Origin of the sequence: Corallococcus sp. BB11-1 (genome assembly GCF_026626625.1) — a bacterium.
Classification (GTDB): domain Bacteria; phylum Myxococcota; class Myxococcia; order Myxococcales; family Myxococcaceae; genus Corallococcus; species Corallococcus soli.
In genome coordinates this window covers 44,897-63,005 of sequence record NZ_JAPNJY010000016.1, presented here as the reverse complement: position 1 = coordinate 63,005, position 18,109 = coordinate 44,897, and the positions used below count along the sequence as shown (strand labels likewise).

The 18,109-nt window shown below is 70.3% G+C and carries 14 protein-coding genes; 7 read left to right on the top strand and 7 right to left on the bottom strand.

All coding sequences use genetic code 11. The features are described 5' to 3' along the window. Positions 1-2: 2 nt before the first annotated feature. Complete coding sequence (locus OV207_RS13445) at positions 3-3,419, bottom strand: AAA family ATPase (RefSeq protein ID WP_267555590.1); 3,417 nt, start codon at positions 3,417-3,419, stop codon at positions 3-5. 188 nt (positions 3,420-3,607) lie between these two features. On the opposite strand from OV207_RS13445, the gene OV207_RS13440 reads away from it, so the two are divergent. From OV207_RS13440 to OV207_RS13425, 4 genes are all read left to right on the top strand, one after another. Further along, on the top strand, positions 3,608-4,666 hold the full coding sequence (locus OV207_RS13440) for a hypothetical protein (RefSeq protein WP_267555588.1): 1,059 nt from the start codon (positions 3,608-3,610) through the stop codon (positions 4,664-4,666). A gap of 34 nt (positions 4,667-4,700) precedes the next feature. After that, on the top strand, positions 4,701-5,405 hold the full coding sequence (locus OV207_RS13435) for a hypothetical protein (RefSeq protein ID WP_267555586.1): 705 nt from the start codon (positions 4,701-4,703) through the stop codon (positions 5,403-5,405). Between the two features lie 119 nt (positions 5,406-5,524). Next, positions 5,525-6,097, top strand: coding sequence for a tRNA-uridine aminocarboxypropyltransferase (locus OV207_RS13430; protein WP_267555584.1), 573 nt, complete (start codon positions 5,525-5,527; stop codon positions 6,095-6,097). Positions 6,098-6,210: 113 nt separating this feature from the next. Next, positions 6,211-7,104 (top strand): hypothetical protein, encoded by an 894-nt coding sequence (locus OV207_RS13425; protein WP_267555582.1) that lies wholly within the window; start codon positions 6,211-6,213, stop codon positions 7,102-7,104. A gap of 9 nt (positions 7,105-7,113) precedes the next feature. Here OV207_RS13425 and OV207_RS13420 read toward each other — a convergent pair whose 3' ends face one another. Next, positions 7,114-8,082 (bottom strand): ferritin-like domain-containing protein, encoded by a 969-nt coding sequence (locus OV207_RS13420; protein ID WP_267555581.1) that lies wholly within the window; start codon positions 8,080-8,082, stop codon positions 7,114-7,116. 331 nt (positions 8,083-8,413) lie between these two features. Between OV207_RS13420 and OV207_RS13415 the strand changes: the two genes are divergently transcribed. Then, positions 8,414-9,166 (top strand): M57 family metalloprotease, encoded by a 753-nt coding sequence (locus OV207_RS13415; RefSeq protein WP_267555579.1) that lies wholly within the window; start codon positions 8,414-8,416, stop codon positions 9,164-9,166. Between the two features lie 11 nt (positions 9,167-9,177). Here OV207_RS13415 and OV207_RS13410 read toward each other — a convergent pair whose 3' ends face one another. Further along, a complete protein-coding gene (locus OV207_RS13410; protein ID WP_267555577.1) occupies positions 9,178-10,020 on the bottom strand; it encodes a class I SAM-dependent methyltransferase in 843 nt (280 codons plus the stop codon). A gap of 226 nt (positions 10,021-10,246) precedes the next feature. Continuing rightward, complete coding sequence (locus OV207_RS13405; protein WP_267555575.1) at positions 10,247-10,585, bottom strand: hypothetical protein; 339 nt, start codon at positions 10,583-10,585, stop codon at positions 10,247-10,249. A 354-nt stretch (positions 10,586-10,939) separates the two neighbouring features. Between OV207_RS13405 and OV207_RS13400 the strand changes: the two genes are divergently transcribed. Both OV207_RS13400 and OV207_RS13395 read left to right on the top strand, forming a co-directional pair. Next, complete coding sequence (locus OV207_RS13400) at positions 10,940-12,727, top strand: DUF885 domain-containing protein (protein ID WP_267555573.1); 1,788 nt, start codon at positions 10,940-10,942, stop codon at positions 12,725-12,727. 103 nt (positions 12,728-12,830) lie between these two features. Continuing rightward, the gene (locus OV207_RS13395) at positions 12,831-13,718 is read left to right on the top strand and encodes an alpha/beta fold hydrolase (protein ID WP_267555572.1); all 888 of its coding nucleotides are present in this window, start codon (positions 12,831-12,833) and stop codon (positions 13,716-13,718) included. Between the two features lie 57 nt (positions 13,719-13,775). Here the strand turns inward: OV207_RS13395 and OV207_RS13390 are convergent, their stop codons facing one another. From OV207_RS13390 to OV207_RS13380, 3 genes are all read right to left on the bottom strand, one after another. Next, entirely contained in the window at positions 13,776-14,657 is an 882-nt protein-coding gene (locus OV207_RS13390) for an NAD(P)-dependent oxidoreductase (RefSeq protein WP_267555571.1), read from the bottom strand. A 137-nt stretch (positions 14,658-14,794) separates the two neighbouring features. Then, positions 14,795-16,051, bottom strand: coding sequence for an amidohydrolase family protein (locus OV207_RS13385; RefSeq protein ID WP_267555569.1), 1,257 nt, complete (start codon positions 16,049-16,051; stop codon positions 14,795-14,797). A 115-nt stretch (positions 16,052-16,166) separates the two neighbouring features. Then, positions 16,167-17,879, bottom strand: coding sequence for a phosphatidylinositol-specific phospholipase C domain-containing protein (locus OV207_RS13380; RefSeq protein ID WP_267555567.1), 1,713 nt, complete (start codon positions 17,877-17,879; stop codon positions 16,167-16,169). Positions 17,880-18,109 lie beyond the last annotated feature (230 nt).

Genomic DNA, 18,109 nt, shown 5'->3' with positions numbered 1-18,109 from the left:
CGTCAGTCCTCCTTCCGCGCGCCGAAGACGCGCCACTGCAACCACGCCTCCAGCAGCGATTCCATGTCCGGCCCCGCCGGCCCGTAGCGCTGCTTCGCGCCGGTGCGCAGGTCCTCCAGCGAACCGCCCGTCGCCGCGTCGCTGGTGGACGGACGCAGCCGGCGCACCTCCTGCTTCGTCAGCGACTTCTCCAGGTCCTCCAGCGCCGGCAGCGCGTACAGGGCCAGGGGCTGCGGCTCGAAGCGCACGCGCACCAGCGCCGCCTGGCTGCCCTCGACGAAGCGGTGCACGCCGTGCTCGGCCGCCAGCAGGAGCGGCAGCGTGTCGCGGGTGAGCCGCAGCGCGTACGCGGCGGGAGGCTGCTTCAGCTCGTGCAGGGGGCCGCTCTGATCTCCACGCCACGCGAGCCGGACGTCCTTGGCCTTGCGCGAGGGCTTCGGCTTCGCGTCCTTCTTGGGCTCCTCGGGCAGCAGCAGGGACCGCTGGAAGGTGATGGACTGCGCCTGCGCCCAGGCCTCGTACGCCTTCGCCAGCGTGCACAGGTGCGGCCAGGCGCCACGGCCGGGGACGAGGATGAGGGTGGCGCCGCGCGAGGGAGGGAAGAGGCTGGCGTAGATGCGCTCGCGCAGGGGCTGGAAGGCCCGCCGCAGCCCGGCCACGTCGCGGGCCAGGCCTTCCGCCTGTCCCACGGCGCGCGTGAGGTGCGCCTCGAAGAGCAGGTCCTCCACGGCCTCCGCCTGCTGCGCGCAGTCGCGGAAGGCCTTGTCCAGCTCGCGCGCCTCGGACGCCTTGCGTGAGGACGTCTCGGCCAGGGCCCGCTCCTCCCAGTACGCCGGCTGGCGGGACGCCTTGTCGAAGACGGCCAGCTCACGCCGCAGGCCCAGCATGGGCTCCGAGCGGCTCCAGCGCTGCACCTCCGCGCGCAGGCTGGCCGCGGCCTCCAGCACCTGCTCGATGGCCTGCCGTCCCACGCCCTCGGCGTCTCCGCCCACCGCCTCCGCGCGCAGCGACAGCCCCGCGTCACCGGCCTCGACGGACAGCTTCACCGCGCCGCCCCGGGGGTGGGAGGCGAGCCACGCCGCCACCGGCACCACCAGCTCCCGCTCCAGCACGCGCTTGAGGGGACGGGCGCCGTAGCGCGGGTCGAAGCCGCGCGCCGCCAGCCAGTCCAGCGCGGAGGGCGCGACCTCCAGCGCCGCGTCGTGGAGGGACAGCCCCGGGCGGCGGCACACGGCCGCCACCTCGCGCACCACCAGCCGGCGCAGCAGGTCCACGGAGAGGGGCGAGAAGACGACGACGTCGTCCAGCCGGTTGAACAGCTCCGGGCGGAAGAAGCGCTGCACCTCCGCCAGGTAGTGCGCGCGCAGGGCGGCGGTGTCGGGCTCGCCGCCGGAAGCGTCGAAGCCCACGCGGGCGCGCCAGGTGTCCGCGCCCAGGTTGCTGGTGAGCACGAGCACCGCGTTGCGGAAGTCGGTGAAGCGGCCGGACGCGTCGGTGAGGCGGCCCTCGCCCAGCACGCCGAGCAGCGCGTCGTGCACGGCGGGGTGCGCCTTCTCCACCTCGTCCAGCAGCACCACGCAGAAGGGCTGGCGGCGCACCGCGGCCGACAGGTGCCCGGGCGTCTCGCCGTCCCCCAGCAGGCGCACGAGCGCATCCGGGCCGGCGTATTCGCCCATGTCCAGGCGGACCATGCGCTCCTTCGCGCCGAAGAGCAGCTCCGCCAGCGCCTTGGACAGCTCCGTCTTGCCCACGCCGGTGGGGCCCACGAAGAGCAGCACGCCCAGCGGGCGGCGCGTGTCACCAAGGCCCGCCTTCAGCACGGACACCACGGCCGCAGCGCGCTCCACCGCCGTCTCCTGGCCCAGCACCCGTTCGGAGAGGAAGGCGCGCACCCGGGATGGCTCCAGCGGCACGTCGTCGCGCAGGAGCGCTTCGGGGATGCCGGACTCGGAGGCGAACTGGCGGATGGCGTCCAGGCGGGTGACGCGCGGCTGTTCGGCGTGCGCGCACGTCGCCACCAGGCGGCGGAGGAAGGCCACCGCGTTGCCCACCTGGGCCCCGTAGGGCAGGAAGCGGCGGCAGAGGAAGCGCGCCTCGTCGAGCGCCTCCGGCAGCACCTCCAGCGGCTTCGGCCCGGTGTCGTCCTCCGCCACGCGCGCCAGGATGCGGGAGAGCGCGTCCGTTGGCGGCTCCTCCACACGCACCACGGAGAAGAGGCGGGCGAAGCTGGTGTTGCGGCGCTCCACCTGCGCCCACGTCTCCGGCGTGGCCTCGGCCACCACGGACACCTCGCGGGTGGCGAGCAGCGGCAGCAGGAGCTGGGCCACGTTCTGGTCGCTGTGCGCGCTCTTGCCCGCGTCCAGCAGGTCCACCGCGTGGCCCAGGCAGAGCAGCGCGTGCGCTTCGGCGGCCTCGCGCATGCAGCGGATCACCTGCTGCTGCCAGTCGCCCCCCATGCCCTCGCCCGCGATGAGGCGGCTGCCGTCCAGGAAGAAGAAGGGGCGGGCGCGCTCGGACGCGGCGGCGGAGGGGACGCGCAGCGCCTGCGCGAGCGCGTGGAGCACCGCCGTCTTTCCCACGCCCGAGGGGCCCACCAGCACCACGGACTCCGCGTCCTTCGCCGCGAGGCGCGCGCGGAGCAGCGTCACCAGGGCGTCCTGTTCGTACGCGGGGTCGAGCTGACCATCCCGGGCGAGCGTGTGCCAGGGCACGGCGATGCGCTCCAACGTGGGCGTGGGCGGCGGCTTCTCCGGCTTCGCGCTTGGGTCGCGGCGGTGGGCGCGGCGGCGCGGCTCCCACGAGTCCAGCTCCAGCGCGTCCTCGTCCTCGTCGTGCAGGTCGGCGTCCGCCCCTTCCACGGGCGCATCCGGAGGGCGCGGCGGGGGACGGATGTCCAGGCGGAGCTGGCGCGGGGTGAGGGTGGCGAGCGGGGTGGGCGTGGCCTGCACCTCCAGCTCCACCAGCGACTCCGCGCCCTCCAGGCGCAGCGCGAGCCGGCGCGCGTCGGAGAGGCCCTCCAGCTGTTCGCCCAGGCGCTCCGCCGCGTCCGGGGGGAGCACCTTGCCCTGGAACCACAGGTGCGTGCCGAGTCGCGGGGTGTGCAGGCCGATGAAGGACTGGTGCGCGGGGGCGACGACGGCGGTGAAGTGCAGCGGCGACACGGTGTTCTCCTCCGCGCCCCAGACGGGGATGCCCTCCTGCACCTCGAGCGTGTGGAGGACGCCGCCGGACGCGGCGATGAACTCCGGCACCCGGCGGGGGTGCACGCGGGTGAGCTGATCATCCAGCGCCAGCGTCAGCTCCTCGGTGGCCTTCTCCAGCGTGTCCGCGTGCACCGCCAGGTGGGGGAGCGCCAGCGGCGTGAGCGTGACCCGACGGCTGGCGTGCCGCTGCACCCAGCATTGGAAGCGGAAGTTCATGGAAGGAGGCTCACGCTAGCACGGCGCCACGCAGCGACGCCCCGGGCAAGAGCGTCCTCTTCAATCGCTGACCTCTGCAGCGCAAGCTCTCTGGTGGGCCAAGCATCGCTTGGTTCACATCGGTTACTGCCCTGACATTGCAAATCAGGGACAATGCAAGCAAGCCTCCCCTGTCCCCAGGAGCTGCCATGCCCAAGATCAAGACGACCCCCTCCATCAAGAAGGCGACGCAGGCCGCGCAGAGCAATCCAATCGCCTCCAAGGCCCAGGTGCAGGCCCAGGCCAAACCGAAGAAGGAGCGGCCCCTTCCTCCGCCCCCGGAGCACAAGGTCTTCACGGATGGCTTTGGCGGCGCGGTGTATGGCTCCAAGAACCCGGACAAGAAGCTGAGCCTGGACGCGGACAAGAAGCTGTCCACCGAGCACCAACGGCTGGCCGGCATCGAGGCGAACGCGCGCACTGAAGGGCTGAAGGGGAAGACGGAGGGCGGCGCGGCCCTGGGCAAGAAGACCAACTTCTTCGCCACGTCCTTCGGCGCGGTGCACACGGAGGGGGCCTACACGAAGTCGTCGGGCCCCACCGTGCCGCCGCCGGAGGCGATGAAGCGCAAGTACCACCCCAACGTGCACGACCTGACCCAGGGCGGCACGCGCGTGTCCGCCAGCGTCCGGGATGACGCGAAGACGAAGACGCCGGGCTTTGAATACAACGGCTCCAAGGTCGCTGGCTCGGACGACTTCGGCCGCACCCCGAAGCGCGATGCATTGCAGGCGGGAGCGCCCTTGGAGGCCCGGTACAAAGATCCGGCGTCCAACGTGGATTTCCACTCGACCTTCACCCACAGCGAGCAGTCCGACGCCGCGAAGCTGATGGACGCGGGCGCGGCGAAGAGCGTCGCCGAGTCCTTCAAGCGCACGCTGCCGCCCAACTCGAAGATCCACGCGGTGACGTACAGCGGCCACACCACGCGCTACACCTGCGCCAACTGCGAGTACACGACGGGGCATCTGGCGAAGAACCCGGACCTGTTCCGCAAGGACCTGAACACGGAGCTGAAGGCGCAGGGCTTCCAGGTCCCGAAAGACGGCGTGCGCCTGCTGCCCATCATCTCCGCCCACGAGAAGACCCGCCTCGTGCGCCAGAATCCGCAGCACCCGCGCCGTCCGCTGGAGGCAGGGCAGGTCGACCTCAAGGACCTCGCCAGCAAGGGCCAGTTCATCGAGTCGCCGCTCGCCAACGTGAAGTGAGCCGCGGGCTCTCTTCCTTCAAGGACTCCTTCCGATGACGACTCCTACCGTGAACGAATCGCTCCGCCACCTCGTGGACTGCCAGACGCTGGAGTACGGCGCGGTGTCCGTGGATGGCACCACCTGCACCGACGACGGATGCCTGTGTGACACCGTGAGCCTGAAGGTGACGGCGGGCGGCGAGCAGGCGGCGCTGACCCTCACCTCCGACGGCACGCTGCTGGATGACGAATTGCGCCCCGCGCAGGACCGCTGGGGCGGGGTGGTGCGCGCGGCCTCCCAGGCGCCGGGCTTCCTGCAGGGCTTCGATGCGCTGGTGACCCAGCGCCGCATACAGGTGCTCGAAGCGATGGGCCGCCTGGAGGGCTCCTTCGAGGTCCAGCTTCCGGAGGTGCTCCTGGGCGAGGACGCGGACCTGGAGCGCGACATGCTGGGCCGCGTGGAACTGGACGGTCAGCGCTACGCGTACCGCATCGAGCTGTGCGCGGACCCGAAGTGCGAGTGCGAGAACCTCTTCCTGGTGGTGTGGCTGCCCGGCGACTCCCTGCGCGCCGTGTTCGCCATCACCGCGGATGGGCGCTGGATGGTGGAGCAGGCGGGGCGGCCGGAGCTGACCATGGACGCCGTGGAAGGCCCCCTGGTGGCCACCGAGGCCTTCCAGTCACTGCTCGGACAGATGCGCGTGGAGCGCATCCTCCAGAAGTACCACCGGTCCGTGCGCGGGCCTTCGTTCGTCTGATGTCCGCTGGAGGGCAGGACGGTCCCGGCGCACGGTGGGTCCCGCCCGATGCGGACACTCGGGCCCGCCTGGCAACGAGGGCTTCACTTCCCGAGGTGGCCGGCCCAGGATGACGGAGGATGCCTCCCCGCGCCGCCCGTCCACCCCGCTGTCCGCGTTGCAACCTCGCGATACACCTGTGCCTGTGCGCGGAGATTCCCCGGGTGGAGACGCGCACGCGGATCCTGCTGCTCCAGCACATCATGGAGGTCTCCAAGCGCAGCAACACCGGGCGCGTGGCCGCGCTGGCCCTCACGAACGCGAAGCTGTTCATCCACGGTGCGAGGGCCGAGGCCTTCGACACGGCCGTGCTCAGCGAGCCGGGCACCTGGCTGCTCTTCCCGGATGGCCCCGTGGCCCCGCCGGACGCTCCCGCGCCGAGGCAGCTGGTGGTGCTGGATGGGAACTGGTCGCAGGCACGGAGGATGACCCAGCGGCTCCCCGCGCTGCGGGCGCTCCCCCGGCTGGTGCTGCCACCGCCCGAGCCCGGGCTGCTCCGGCTTCGCGACACGTCGCATCCGTCCGGGATGTCCACCCTGGATGCCATTGCCCGCGCGGTGGCCCTGCTCGAAGGACCGGAGGCGGCGGCGCCGCTGGAGCGGCTGGCCGCGCTGCGGGTGCGGCGCATCGCCGACTGCGGAACGCTGAACTGAGCCCCGGGGCCCGGCGTCACCCGGTCCGGACCCGCCGCGCCTCACCCTTCAGGAGCCTCTATCTCCGCCATTCCGGGGCGTGTTTCACTGCGGCTTCAAGGAAAGGTGCTCCCATGGCCGCTGCCCCCATCTTGCGCTTCGAGCTCTATCGCGAAGTCGAGCGCGGCAACGCGGACGCAGGCAGCGGCACGCATCCCAGCGTCGAACGGTGCGAACTCGTGCCACCCGCGGGAGTGGATCCGCTCGCCCTGAAGCTGGTCCTCCTTCCGTGCTTCGGCGAGCACAAGCCCGACACGACGCTTGGCGCATACTTCAAGGCGCAGGCCCTGGGGCTGGACTCGCCGGAGGGTGCGCTGCTCCCGTCGAGCCTCGAGGACTACCTCCGCCACGAGGAGGCAGAGCGCCGCGCGTTCGGCACCCTCGTCGAACCAGGCTCCGAGCATTCGAGTGTCCTCGTCGTCTGGAATGGCAGGGCGCGGTGGTACGTCGACGCGGTCTTCCATCGCCTCGAAGGCGTGGAGGGTTGGAAGCGTGGCGCGTGTGTGGACGTGGTCGAAGGCTCGCTCAAGGACTTCATCCGGTTCTCGCCGCTGATCCAGCCCCGCTTGAGCGAGGGGCGCCCCGGGCTCCGCCACCCGGGACGCGCGACGGAGTTCTCCGCGGACGCTTGCGTCCTCAAGCTCTCAAAGTCGCCCGGCATGCCCAACACGCGGCATTTCAGCCTGGAGGTCTTCGCCGACGGTCGCTTCGAGCGCAGGGTCTCGCGCGAATCGGACTTTCAGGGCCTCGACGTCCACCAGCTCACGACGCTGCTCATCGCGGCAAGTCGGATGGGGGAAGTCCGCGGGCCCTTGGGCCCGCCGCCCTTCGCGCATGACAGGCAGAAGACGTCCGTCACCTTCCCCGTCTCTGGTGGAACCCGGAAGATGACGCTGGACCCTGACACGAGCCCCGAGGTCGAGGGCTTCGTCCAGCAGGTGGCCGCCGCGTACGGTCTCGAACGCTGACCGCTTGTTTCAAGCCGCCGCCGCCGCCCGGGCCCGCGTCCGCTGGATGCACTCCTCCATCAGCCGCCCCAGCTCCGCCTGGGGCAGCACGCCGTTGCGCGCCAGGAAGTCCTCGTCGACTCCCGGGATGCGTGGGAGCTCGGGCGTCCGCTGCGCGTCCAGCGCCTCCAGGGCCTGACGCAGGGCCTGCTTCGCCTTGCCGCCGCCCCGCTCCAGGGCGAAGGCGAGCACGTCCCAGCCCAGCTCCGCGTGCCGCTCCTCGTCCTCGGCGATGACGGACAGCGTCTCCCGCACCACGGGATCGCTGACCCGGGCCGCCCCTTCGGCCGCGACCCGGGAGGCCATGCCTTCCGCCAGGCACCCGTCCAACAGCGACCCGCGCACCAGCCGGGACCAGGCGTCCCCTTCGCCTGGCTCTGGCCGCTGGGGGCGCTCCTGGCCCAGCTCCGGAATCGCTCCCGCGGTCCACGGCAGCCCCGAGTAGGCCCTGGCGAGCGCGAAGCACCTCCGGGCATGGCGGACCTCGTCCAGGGCCGCCAGGTGACACGCTTCAATCAGCTCCGAGGGCGCGCCCAGGGAGGAGAGCTTGAGTGACAGCTTCGCGAAGGCCGGAACGGATGCGTGCTCCATGCTTGCGGAGTGCCTCCACGCCTCTCCCAGCACCGTTCGCTGCCAGGGCGTGAGCCCCGCGACTTCCGGAGCGGCGTCGTCCGCCCAGCCGTCCCCCAGGGCCCGACGGGCCACGCGGGCGCGGCCCTGCAGCCGCAGCACCCGTCCCTTCGAGAAGTTCATCTTGCCGATCTCGCTGAAAACCCAGAGCAGGAACACCATCGTCGAAGCGCCCGCGAGCGTCAGCAGGCCCCCGGGCAGCCGGGAGCGCCCCGCGGAATCCCGCTGCTTCATGACGATGATCCCCCAAACGAAGAGCCCGGGCCCCAGGAGGAAGATGAACGACCCGATCATGAAGAACACGAGCATGCACAAACCTTTCGCGAATCAGCGAAGACGCCGCTGTCCCGCTGGATTCCAGAAAGCCGCTTCGGCACTCAGCAGCCCATGTGCCAGCGAATGCCGCCGCGCGTTTCAGCAAGACGGCGGTCCCGTGTGCAGGGTACCCCGCTGAATGCGCTGCGCACCTGTGCATTCCGTTGCACGGTGGGGCCGCGCGGCAGGTCTTGTCGTGATTGTTGCTTAATCCAGGCTCACTGGTCTTTGCGGATGGGGTGTCCTAGAAAGGTCCGCTGTCCGCCCGTCGCTCCCATGCTGGGAGCGTGGGGAGAACCGCATCCGGACAAGAGGAGAAACGAGCATGTTCAAGCGAGCGGCAGTCCTCGTGGTGAGCTGTGGCGCGTTGCTTTCTGGCTGCGGTGACGACGCACGGGTGGAGAGCGAGGAGATCCGCTCCAACCTGATCGAGGCCGGGTTCCCGTCCGAGGACATCAAGGTCGTCGACGGTGTCGTGTTCGTCGGGGGCGACGCCCAGGTGAGCCTCGCGGCCTCCCAGGAGATGCTCCAGCGCGGCGAGGGGAGCGCGGAGCACTTCAAGACGACCAACCTGGTCGGCACCTCCGTGACGAGGATCTGCATCAATCCCACGCCCGCGTTCAACGGCTATACGCGGCTGAGCCAGGGGCTCGACCTGGCCATCGCCAATTACAACAGCCTGGGGCTCCGCTTCACCATGCAGCGGGGCTCCAGCCCTGCCTGCAACGCGACCATCACCGCGAAGACCATGGCCGGCGCCAATGGCTCCTCGGGCTACCCCTCGGGCGGCCTGCCCTATGGACAGATCAACATCGGGACCGGTCTGCAGACCTACAGCGTGGACGTGAACGAGCACGTCATCACCCACCAGCTGGGCCACACGCTCGGTCTGCGCCACACGGACTTCTTCAACACGGCCGGCTGCGGCGGTGGCGAAGGGAGCTCGGGCGTGGGGGCCATCCTCATCCCCGGGACGCCCAGCGTGGACCCGCTGTCGATCATGAACTCCTGCTTCACGTCGAGCGCGACCGGTGAGTTCTCCCAGTACGACATCGTCGCGCTGAACGTCCTCTATTGACGCCTCGCCCCTCAGGCGAAGGCAGCGCTGCGCAGGACCATGACGTCGGTGAAGTCCAGACGCTCCGGCGCCAGACACAGCGCCCCCTGGGAGACCTGTTCGAGGAAGTGCTCGCCGTAGTCGAGCCGGGGGCCCTGGGCGTACACGGTGATGTCCCGGGCGCGCGCGAAGTCCCCGAGCGTCCGGGCCACCGCGTGCGCCACCTCTCCCCAGAAGGGGAAGTACAGATAGAACGAGGTGCCGTCCGACATGTCCACGTCGCGGACGTCCGCGTGGATGAATTCCAGGTTCGGCAGCGCGAAGCGCTCGCCATTGCGGCGCGCGGACTCCACGTACGTCTGCCCGTACTCCACGCCCTTGACGCGGGCGGCGCAGCTGGCGGCCACGGTGATGGCGAACTTCCCGTTGCCACAGCCCAGGTCGTAGACGGTGTCGCGTTGCCCGGGGCTCGTGACCGACAGGAAGTCGGAGATGCGATGCGCGCGCGAGGCCATGTTCACCTGCCCGAACGGGGGCCGGCTCTGGCCGGTGGTGATGCGGGAGATGCGCAGCAGGCCTTCGAGCCAGTCATCCGCCGCGGTGCTCGCGCGGCCCGCGGACTCGGTGAACCCGAGTCCCTCCCACTGCTCCCGGAAGCGCGCCGGTGAGAGGCTCCCCGCGCGAAGCTGCCGGGCGATGTCCTCTCCAGCCGCATCCAGCGCGGTGGTGACCAAGAGGGCCCGCGCCTCCAGCGCCGTCCAGAGCGCCCGCAGCTCCGGTCGCGCCCGCACATCCAGCAGGAGCAGGTCCGGTTCCACGTTCTCCTGCACGAAGGAGAACCGCTCGTGGAGTTCCCACTGCGCGCCCAGGCTCAACGGTCGTGAATCCCCGGGCGCCAGGAGGAGCTCGGCGCGCTCGACCCACCAGGGAGAGGCGGGTGGCGGCGGGGAGATGGAGGGCATTGTGCAAGCAGGGTGTCAAACGGAGTGGATCCTGTCCAACAGGCCCGGCGGGCCCACACGACGACGGAGAGGAGACGCTCGGGAACCCGGCGGGGGGAGGCTTCTCCCTCCGTCGAGGTTCCATCGACTGCTTGGGGCTTCAACGGTTCTGGGGCGAACCCGTCGGTGCGGTCGGGTTCGGTGTCGTCGCGGTCTGTTCGGTCGTGACCGCGCAGCCGCAGCAGCAGCCACCCGAAGTGGAGATGCAGGCCACGCCGGGACCGCAGCTGCAACTGCTTCCATCATCACCCTTGCACTCCGCGGCCGCCAGGCGCCCCTGGGCTCCCGGCTCCGTGCGCTGGACCGACTCACCCGGTTGCGTCTGCAGGGTGACCGACTCCTCCTGGAACTGGGCATTGTTCTGGGCCTCGGCCACGCCACAGGCCTGGAGTGACACCACCGCGACCGTGAGCGCCAACAGCTTGAGCATATTTTTCATTTGAGGAGTCTTTCCTGGGTTGTTCTGATTTTGCTGCGCAATCACGATGGTGTGAGGGATTGAGTCTGTCAAACACAGACATCTAAGGGGTTCCCCTCCTCGAAGGTCATCCGCGTGGAGGGCGTGGGGACGGTCAGGGAGACATCGTGGGAATGGAATTGGAAACGCATGGCTCCCGGCCGGCTGCGATGCGAACGGTTGCCTGACCGCCTGCCTGCATCCAGGCAACGGTGGGCGGCGGCCCCTTCGCATCGTCGCACCCGTGTGTGAGGCCTCGCGGGCGCGGGACGTCGCGTGGCGCTTGTCGCGGAAGGGGCCTTCGGCGACGCTCCCGCCTCCCTTCCCGGAGGCACCATGAACGCACTGCGCCCCACGAGCGTCCTCGCCGCGTTGCTGCTGCTGTCCCCTGGCTGCACCACCTCGCGCCCAGCGGCCCGGGTGGAGTCACCGGCCGTCACGCCCGCGCCGTCCTCCGCCCAGGTGGCGCTGCGCGCCTTCGTGGACGCGCACCTGGAGGAGCACTTCCGCCGCTCGCCGATGTCCGCCACGTACGCGGGCCTCCACGCCCATGACGGGGAGCTGCGCGGCTTCCGGCCCGAGGAGCGGGCGTCGGACCTGACGTACCTGAAGGCACGGCTCGCGGCGCTGCCCAGCGTGGTGGACCGGGCCGCGCTGCCGCCGGAGGACCGGGCTGACTACGACATCCTGGAGAACCACTTCCGGGCGCGCATCCTGGAGCTGGAGGTGGTGCGCTCGTGGGAGCGCAACCCGAACGCCTACCTGGGCTTCGCCTCGGGGTCCGTGTTCCAGCTCATCAACCGCGACTTCGCGCCGCTGGAGGACCGGATGCGCTCGGCGGTGAAGCGCATGGCGGTGGTGCCGGAGGTGTTCGCGGCGGCGCCGGCCAGCCTCCAGAACCCGCCGAAGCTGTGGACGGAGATCGCCCTGGAGCAGGTGAAGGGCACGCGCGCCCTCTACGCGCAGACGCTGCCGCAGGCCTTCGCGCCGGTGAAGGACGCCGCGCTCCAGGAGGCCTTCCAGCGGGAGCAGGCGCGCTGCCTGGAGGCCATCGACGGGTACATCCGCTTCCTGAAGGACGACCTGCTGCCCCGCTCGAACGGGGACTTCGCCATCGGCGAGGAGACGTACCGCCAGAAGCTCCAGTACGAAGAGGGCGTCACGGAGAGCATCGACTCGCTGCTGGCCTGGGGGCGCTCGGAGATGAAGCGCACGCAGGAGCAGTTCCGCGAGGTGGCGGGGCGGATCGCGCCGGGCAAGGCGCCCATGGACGTGTACCGCGAGCTGGGCAGGGAGCACCCGGCCCCGGCGGAGCTGGTGGCCACGACGGAGGCGACGCTGGAGGAGATCCGCCAGTTCCTCATCGACCGCCGCATCATCACCGTGCCCAGCGAGGTCCGCGCGAAGGTGGCGGAGACACCGGCGTTCAGCCGCGCGCTGTCCTTCGCGAGCATGAGCACGGCGGGCCCGTTCGAGGCGAAGGCGACGGAGGCGTACTACTACGTGACGCCGCCGGATCCGGCGTGGAGCGCGGAGCAGACCGCCCAGCACATGAGCTTCTACAACCGCTACGCGCTGCCCATCGTCTCCATCCATGAGGCGTACCCGGGGCACTACGTGCAGTTCCTGTGGACGAACCGCATCCCGTCGAAGGTGCGCAGGCTGTTCGGCTCGGGCTCCTTCAGCGAGGGCTGGGGCCTGTACACCGAGCAGATGATGCTGGACGAAGGCTACGGCGGCACGGGGCCCCAGGTGGACCGGCTGCGGCTGAACCAGCTGGCGCTCTACCTCCAGCGGCTGGCGCGCTACATGGCGGGCCTGTCACTGCACACGCGGGGGATGACGTACGCGCAGGCGGTGCGCCTCTTCGAGGAGGAGGCGTACATGACGCGCATCAACGCGGAGCGCGAGGCGCGGCGTGGCACGTCGGACCCGACGTACCTGGTCTACGCGCTGGGCAAGAAGATGCTGATGGAGCTGCGCGAGGAGGCGAAGGTGAAGTGGGGCAAGGACTTCAGCCTCCAGCGCTTCCACGACGCGGTGGTCTCCCACGGCTACCCGCCCGTGCCCATCGTCCGCCAGCTGCTGCTCGGCGAGGACGCGGCGCCTCCCACGTCCCGCTGAGCGGCGCCGCGCTGACGACCGTGCCCACGCCCTGCTATGAGGCCCCCCGCGCGGAAGGGGCCGCCAGCTGACGGACCCCCACGGCGCGCGGAGGGTGCTTCGCATGAGCCATGGAATGCATGGAGTGGGGGAGCCGGAGCGTCTGGAAGAGGCCCGGCTCCCGGATGGCAGGAACCTGGGCTGGGCGCAGTGGGGCCCGGCGGACGGGGTGCCTGTCCTGTTCTTCTCTGGCGCCGCGATGGGGCGCAGCCTCGGCTTCGGTGCGGACGTGCTCGCGCGCCTGGGCGTGCGTCTCATCTCGGTGGACCGTCCGGGGCTCGGGGCCTCCAGCCCCAGTCCGGAGCGGACGCTGAACGACTGGGTGACGGACATCCGGCACCTGGCCTCCGCCCTGGCCTTGCCCCGCTTCGGCATCGTGGGGTTCTCCCAGGGCGCGCCCTTCGCGCTGGCCTGCGCGGCGGCGGGACTCCCGAGCGCGGTGGCGGTGGTGTCGGGGCAGGACGACCTCAACGCCTCGGAGCTCGCCGGCATGTTGCACCCGGATGTCGCGGGAATGGTGCGGCGGGCGGTGGAGGAGCCCGCGACCTTCGAGGCCACGTTCGCCGGCATGGGGAACGCGGAGGTGCTGTGGAAGCTCATCACCGGGACGAGCTCCGCCGTGGACCTCGCCGTGTACACCTCCCCGGGCTTCGAGCCGGCCTACCGGCGCGCGCTGGAGGAGGGCTTCTCACAGGGCGCCAGGGGGTACGCACGGGACCTCACGCTGGCCATGGGCCGCTGGCCCTTCGACCTGGGCCGCATCCAGGTCCCTGTCGCGCTCTGGTATGGCGGGCACGACACCAGCATCGTCCACTCACCGGACCATGGGGCCGTGCTGGCGCGCCGCATCCCCACGGCGAGCCGGCACCTGCTCCCCGAGGCCGGCGGGTCGCTGCTGTGGACCCACGCCGCGGACATCCTGGAGTCCCTGCTGCGGTCGGGACGGCACTGAAGCGGACCGGTGGCGCGGAAGTCCTGGACCGGCCCTCGTTGGAGGGGCCGGGCGGGCTCAGTCCTGCTTCAGGGTGCTGAACACGGCGGGCAATTCCTTCTCACCCAGGCCCGCGGCGAGGGCCCGCCTGTAGTTCTCCAGCAGCTCCCTGGGGAAGCGTGAGCTGATGCGGGCGTCCGTGCTCAGCCGGACGATGTGCTCGATGGCCGCGACGTGGGTGTTGAGGCTGCACTGGTCGCCGGAGAAGTCGTTGTTTTCGATCATCCCCTGCGCGGCGTCGGCGGTGACGGAGATCAGGCCGAGGAAGGAGTTCTTCTGCGCGAAGAAGCTCTTCGGGTCGAGTCCTTCGGCCCTGCACATCGCCGCGGCGTGGAGGACCGCCAGGGTGCCTCCGTAGTAGGCCTCCAGGATCGCGCAGTCGAGCGTCGCGGCGGAGCCAATCTTCTCGTCGACGTAGACGGAGTTCCTGGCGATCGCCTGGAAGGCTTCGAGGTGCCGATCAAAGGTGGCCCGCGACCCGGCGTAGAAGACCGTCGCGTAGTCGGTGGCGACGAAGCCAGGGTAGGCGAGGATCGCGGCATCCAGGTAGTCCACGCCGTGGGCCTTCGCCCACTCCAGTCCACCCCGCGCGTCCGCGGGGGAGCCGCTGGTGAGCTGGACGAGCGTCGTCCCGGCGAGCGCCGACGCGACGGCCGCCGAGGAGACCAGCTCGGAGAACGCGGCGTAGTTGGACAGCGAGACGACCACGAGCCCCCGTCCGGAGACGGCCTCGCTCAGGTTCTCGAAGGCGAGGGTGCCATGACCCACGGCCCTGGCCTTGTCTGGCGTCCTGTTCCAGACCGCGACCTCGTGTCCCGCCGAGGCAAAGGCCCGCGCCAGCGCGGTCCCCATGAGCCCACTGCCAATCACCGCGATCTTCGTCGGACGGCTGGAAGGCATCTTCAATCTCCCGTGGGTTCGAGCAGCACGGGCCTCGAACCGGTTCAGGAGGAGCGTACAGGCGAAGCCGGAGGAAGTTCGCGGGGGGGCGCGCGCGTCGTCTCCGGGGGCTCCTGGTGGCTTGGAGGGGGACGGCGCTACAGCAGGCCGTAGAGCTCCCCGGCATTCGTGCGCATCACCCTGGTCGCGACCTCCTCGGCGCGGGTGCGGCCCACTTCTCCGTCGCGAACCATGCCTCCGAGCGCGGTCGCCAGCGCCGTTCGCGTCTGGGCCGTTCCCAGCCACGCGGCCAGCTCCCAGCCTGTGTCCGGCCCGAAGGACGCGGCATCGGTCCCGAAGAGCACCCTGTCGGGGAACTGGCGCAACCAGTCCCGCAGGATGGCGGCCAGCGTGCCCGGCGTGTAGAGCAGCGCCATCGCGGACGTGTCCACGTACACGTTCGGCTTCCACATCATCGCGCGCGCATGCGCGGCGTGGACGCCACCGCCGTGCACGAGGACGAAGCGGGTGTGGCGCAACGTCGGATCATTGAACGTCGGCTCCAGCAGCAGCGGGTCGGCTCCGGCGGCGGCGTAGTACGCCCCCGGGCCCTCGAATGAATGGATGTGGACCGCCATCCCCAGGTGGCCGGCCTCGCGCGCGATCTCCCGGAACAAGAAGTCCTGGAGCGCCTTGTACTCGGCATGGGTCGGCGCCCCACCGCCGACGTAGCGCGAGTACACGGAGCCCGCGGTCGTGGGGGCGACGTCGGCGAAGTCCAGCGAGCGGAGCAGGGCGGCCTCGAACTTCACCGCGACGCAGCCTGCTTGCCGGTGACGCTCCAGCGTGGGCGTCACCACGGTCCGCACGTACGCCTCCAGCGTCGCCGGCAGCCCTCCGACCTTCAGCTCCGTGAGGTAGCGCCGCAAGAGCGACGCCTCCAGCGGATACAGCTTGCCGCGATCCGGCGTCATGGCGGCCTCCGCCCGGGTGGAGAGCGGCAACATCAGCGCATCCACGAAGGACACCCAGCGGAAGCGCGGCGGCGCGAGACCCGGCCCCATCGCCACCCGGTTCGCGAGCATCACCTCCGTCCCCACGCGGTCCAGCACCCACTCGGGAAATCCCTCTCCCTGTTGCTCGGCGATGGCCCGCATGGTGGCCCGCAGCCCGGGCCAGTGCGCGTCGCTCAGCTCCTCGTGGGGGAAGCCGTAGAGGGCTCGAAACGCAGCCAGCCAGCCAGGGCTCTCTGGGTGCAGCGTCACGGGGAGGGGGAAGTCTCCCAACACCTCCAACGGAAGCGCGTCCGACTCCGTGTCGCCGGGCACGACCGTGCTCGCATGGGTGTGGTTGTCGATGGCCCGGATCCCACCGATGAATTCGCACAGCGCCGCCGTGCTCGTGTCCGGTGTCATCCATCCTCCTCCCCGCGACAGCGGCGCGCACCTGGCCAGCGCGCGCCGCCCTTTCACCATGCCCACGGGGAAGGGTTTCGCCAACCGTGCGCGAGGGACCCTTCAAGGCCTGGATTCAGCGCAGGCCGGTGACGTCGATCCCGACGGAGGAGATCTGGTCGTTCCAGGGGCCTCCCGCGACGGCGTTGATGTCGCCCAGGCTCTGGGTCGTGCTGAAGCACCTGCCCGTCCGCGAAGGATGTTCGCAGAGGGTCGCGCGGTAGGGGCCCAGGATCCTGACGGAGGACAGGATGTCATCGAAGCCCACGTCGCCCAGGTAGCCGACGCCGGAGGTGAGCCGCAGCACGTTGCCTTCGAACTGACCGTGCTCGTAGAGGTACACCCCGTCCGAGGCCGAGTAGGCCTGGACGGCATACGTGTAGTCGCCCAGGGAGGCCTTGTGGCCCGTCCCGTAATCCGAATACGCCCAGTTGCTCAGTCCGCCGGGCGCCCTCTTCACCACCACGCTCCAGAGCTGGAAGGGGAAGCGGGAGCTCACCCGCCCATGGAGCTGGAGGGCCCGGTCGCTGGTGCTTCCCGTCAGGGCGCTGAGCTGGGCGTTCACGAAGCCGCCCAGCAAGCCATTGCTCACCGCGCTCGTCACCGTCCGCGAGGTGAAGGCAAGGTGCGTGTAGTCATCCATGGTGTCGGATTGGACGTAGCTTCCGTCCGTGTGCATCCGACCGGCCCAGCTGCCCTTGAGCGCCAGGGCATGCCAGTAGCGCCCCGGGGCGGCATTCTGGAGGAACGCCTTGAGGCCATGCCAGCGAGCCTGGGCGTCACCGCCAAGGGTGTAGGAGATGTTCCTGAACGCGGTGCCGAAATCGCCCGGGAGGATGCTGCCGGAAGGCAGCAACCGGTAGTTGAGGGCCAGGATGGCGTCAATCAGACCTGCACCGGGGAAGTCCATCATCATGACCCCCGCGCGCTGGACGTTGCCGCCCACCAGGTGGTCGATGGCGTAGTCATTGACGCCCCGGACGGAGAGGCCATCGCCTCCGGCCACCACGTTGGGAAAGGCCGCCACGGAGGAGCCACTGAGGAAGTTCACGTACAGCGTGGGAGGTGCCCCCGCGTTCGTCCTCCCCAGGTGGTCCCGGACCTTGTCCCACTTGTTGTCGATGTCGAAGATGGTGGACACGGTCCAGTCATCCTGGAGGGCCAGCGAACCCCAGCTCACGCCGTAGGCGCCACCGCCGAAGTTGTCCAGGACGACGATCTTGCCGCGCACCTCCCCGAGCGTGGGGACGTGGGTGCCTCGCCAGACATAGGGGCTGTAGGCGGGCTGGTTGCGATACCACTCGAACGTCTGTTGGAAGGACCGGCTGTTGCCCTCCGGGGTGTGCTCCTCCTTCACCCGCATGAGGATCGTCTCGCCCGGATGGTCGCGCAGGAACTGGGTGGTGGTCGTCAGCACGTCGTCGAAGTTGGCGTTCAGGTAGACGACGCCATGGTGGATGGCGAACCGGTCGCCAATGTGGCGACACCGGATGTCCAGGGCCCGCACGCCTGCGTCCAACTGGGCCCTCAGGCTCAGCGACTGCGTCTGGGTGAGGGCGCCGCCCGTCGAGGTGAACGCCATGGAGTCATGGGTGCCCGGCAGCGACAGGGAGGCGAGGCTCGCGGAGCCAGGCATCCAGCCCAACCAGTCGGGGTGGCTCGTTTCGATGCTGCCGGAGTGGTTGTAGTAGCGCCCCCGTGCGGCAGCGGGGGTGGTCGCGAGCAGCGCGAGGAAGAACACCGCCGCCGCGCCGCGCAGGCGGGCAGCATGGAGCATCGGGTGGGACATGGAGCCTCGGGGGAGGGGGAAGCGCGTGGGGTGAAGGACAGCGCACGCGAAGTGTGAGCTGCGTCCAGGACCTAAGCAGGAATGGGGGATCAAAAGCATCAGCCCCATGCCTCACTTCGAATCTCCCGAAGCCCCTTCTCGTGCCACCTCCGAGCCGCGAGGTCGGCATCACCGCGCGAAGTCCCTCACCCCGCTGACCGTGGCGCTCATGCTCGCGCTCACCGGCTGTG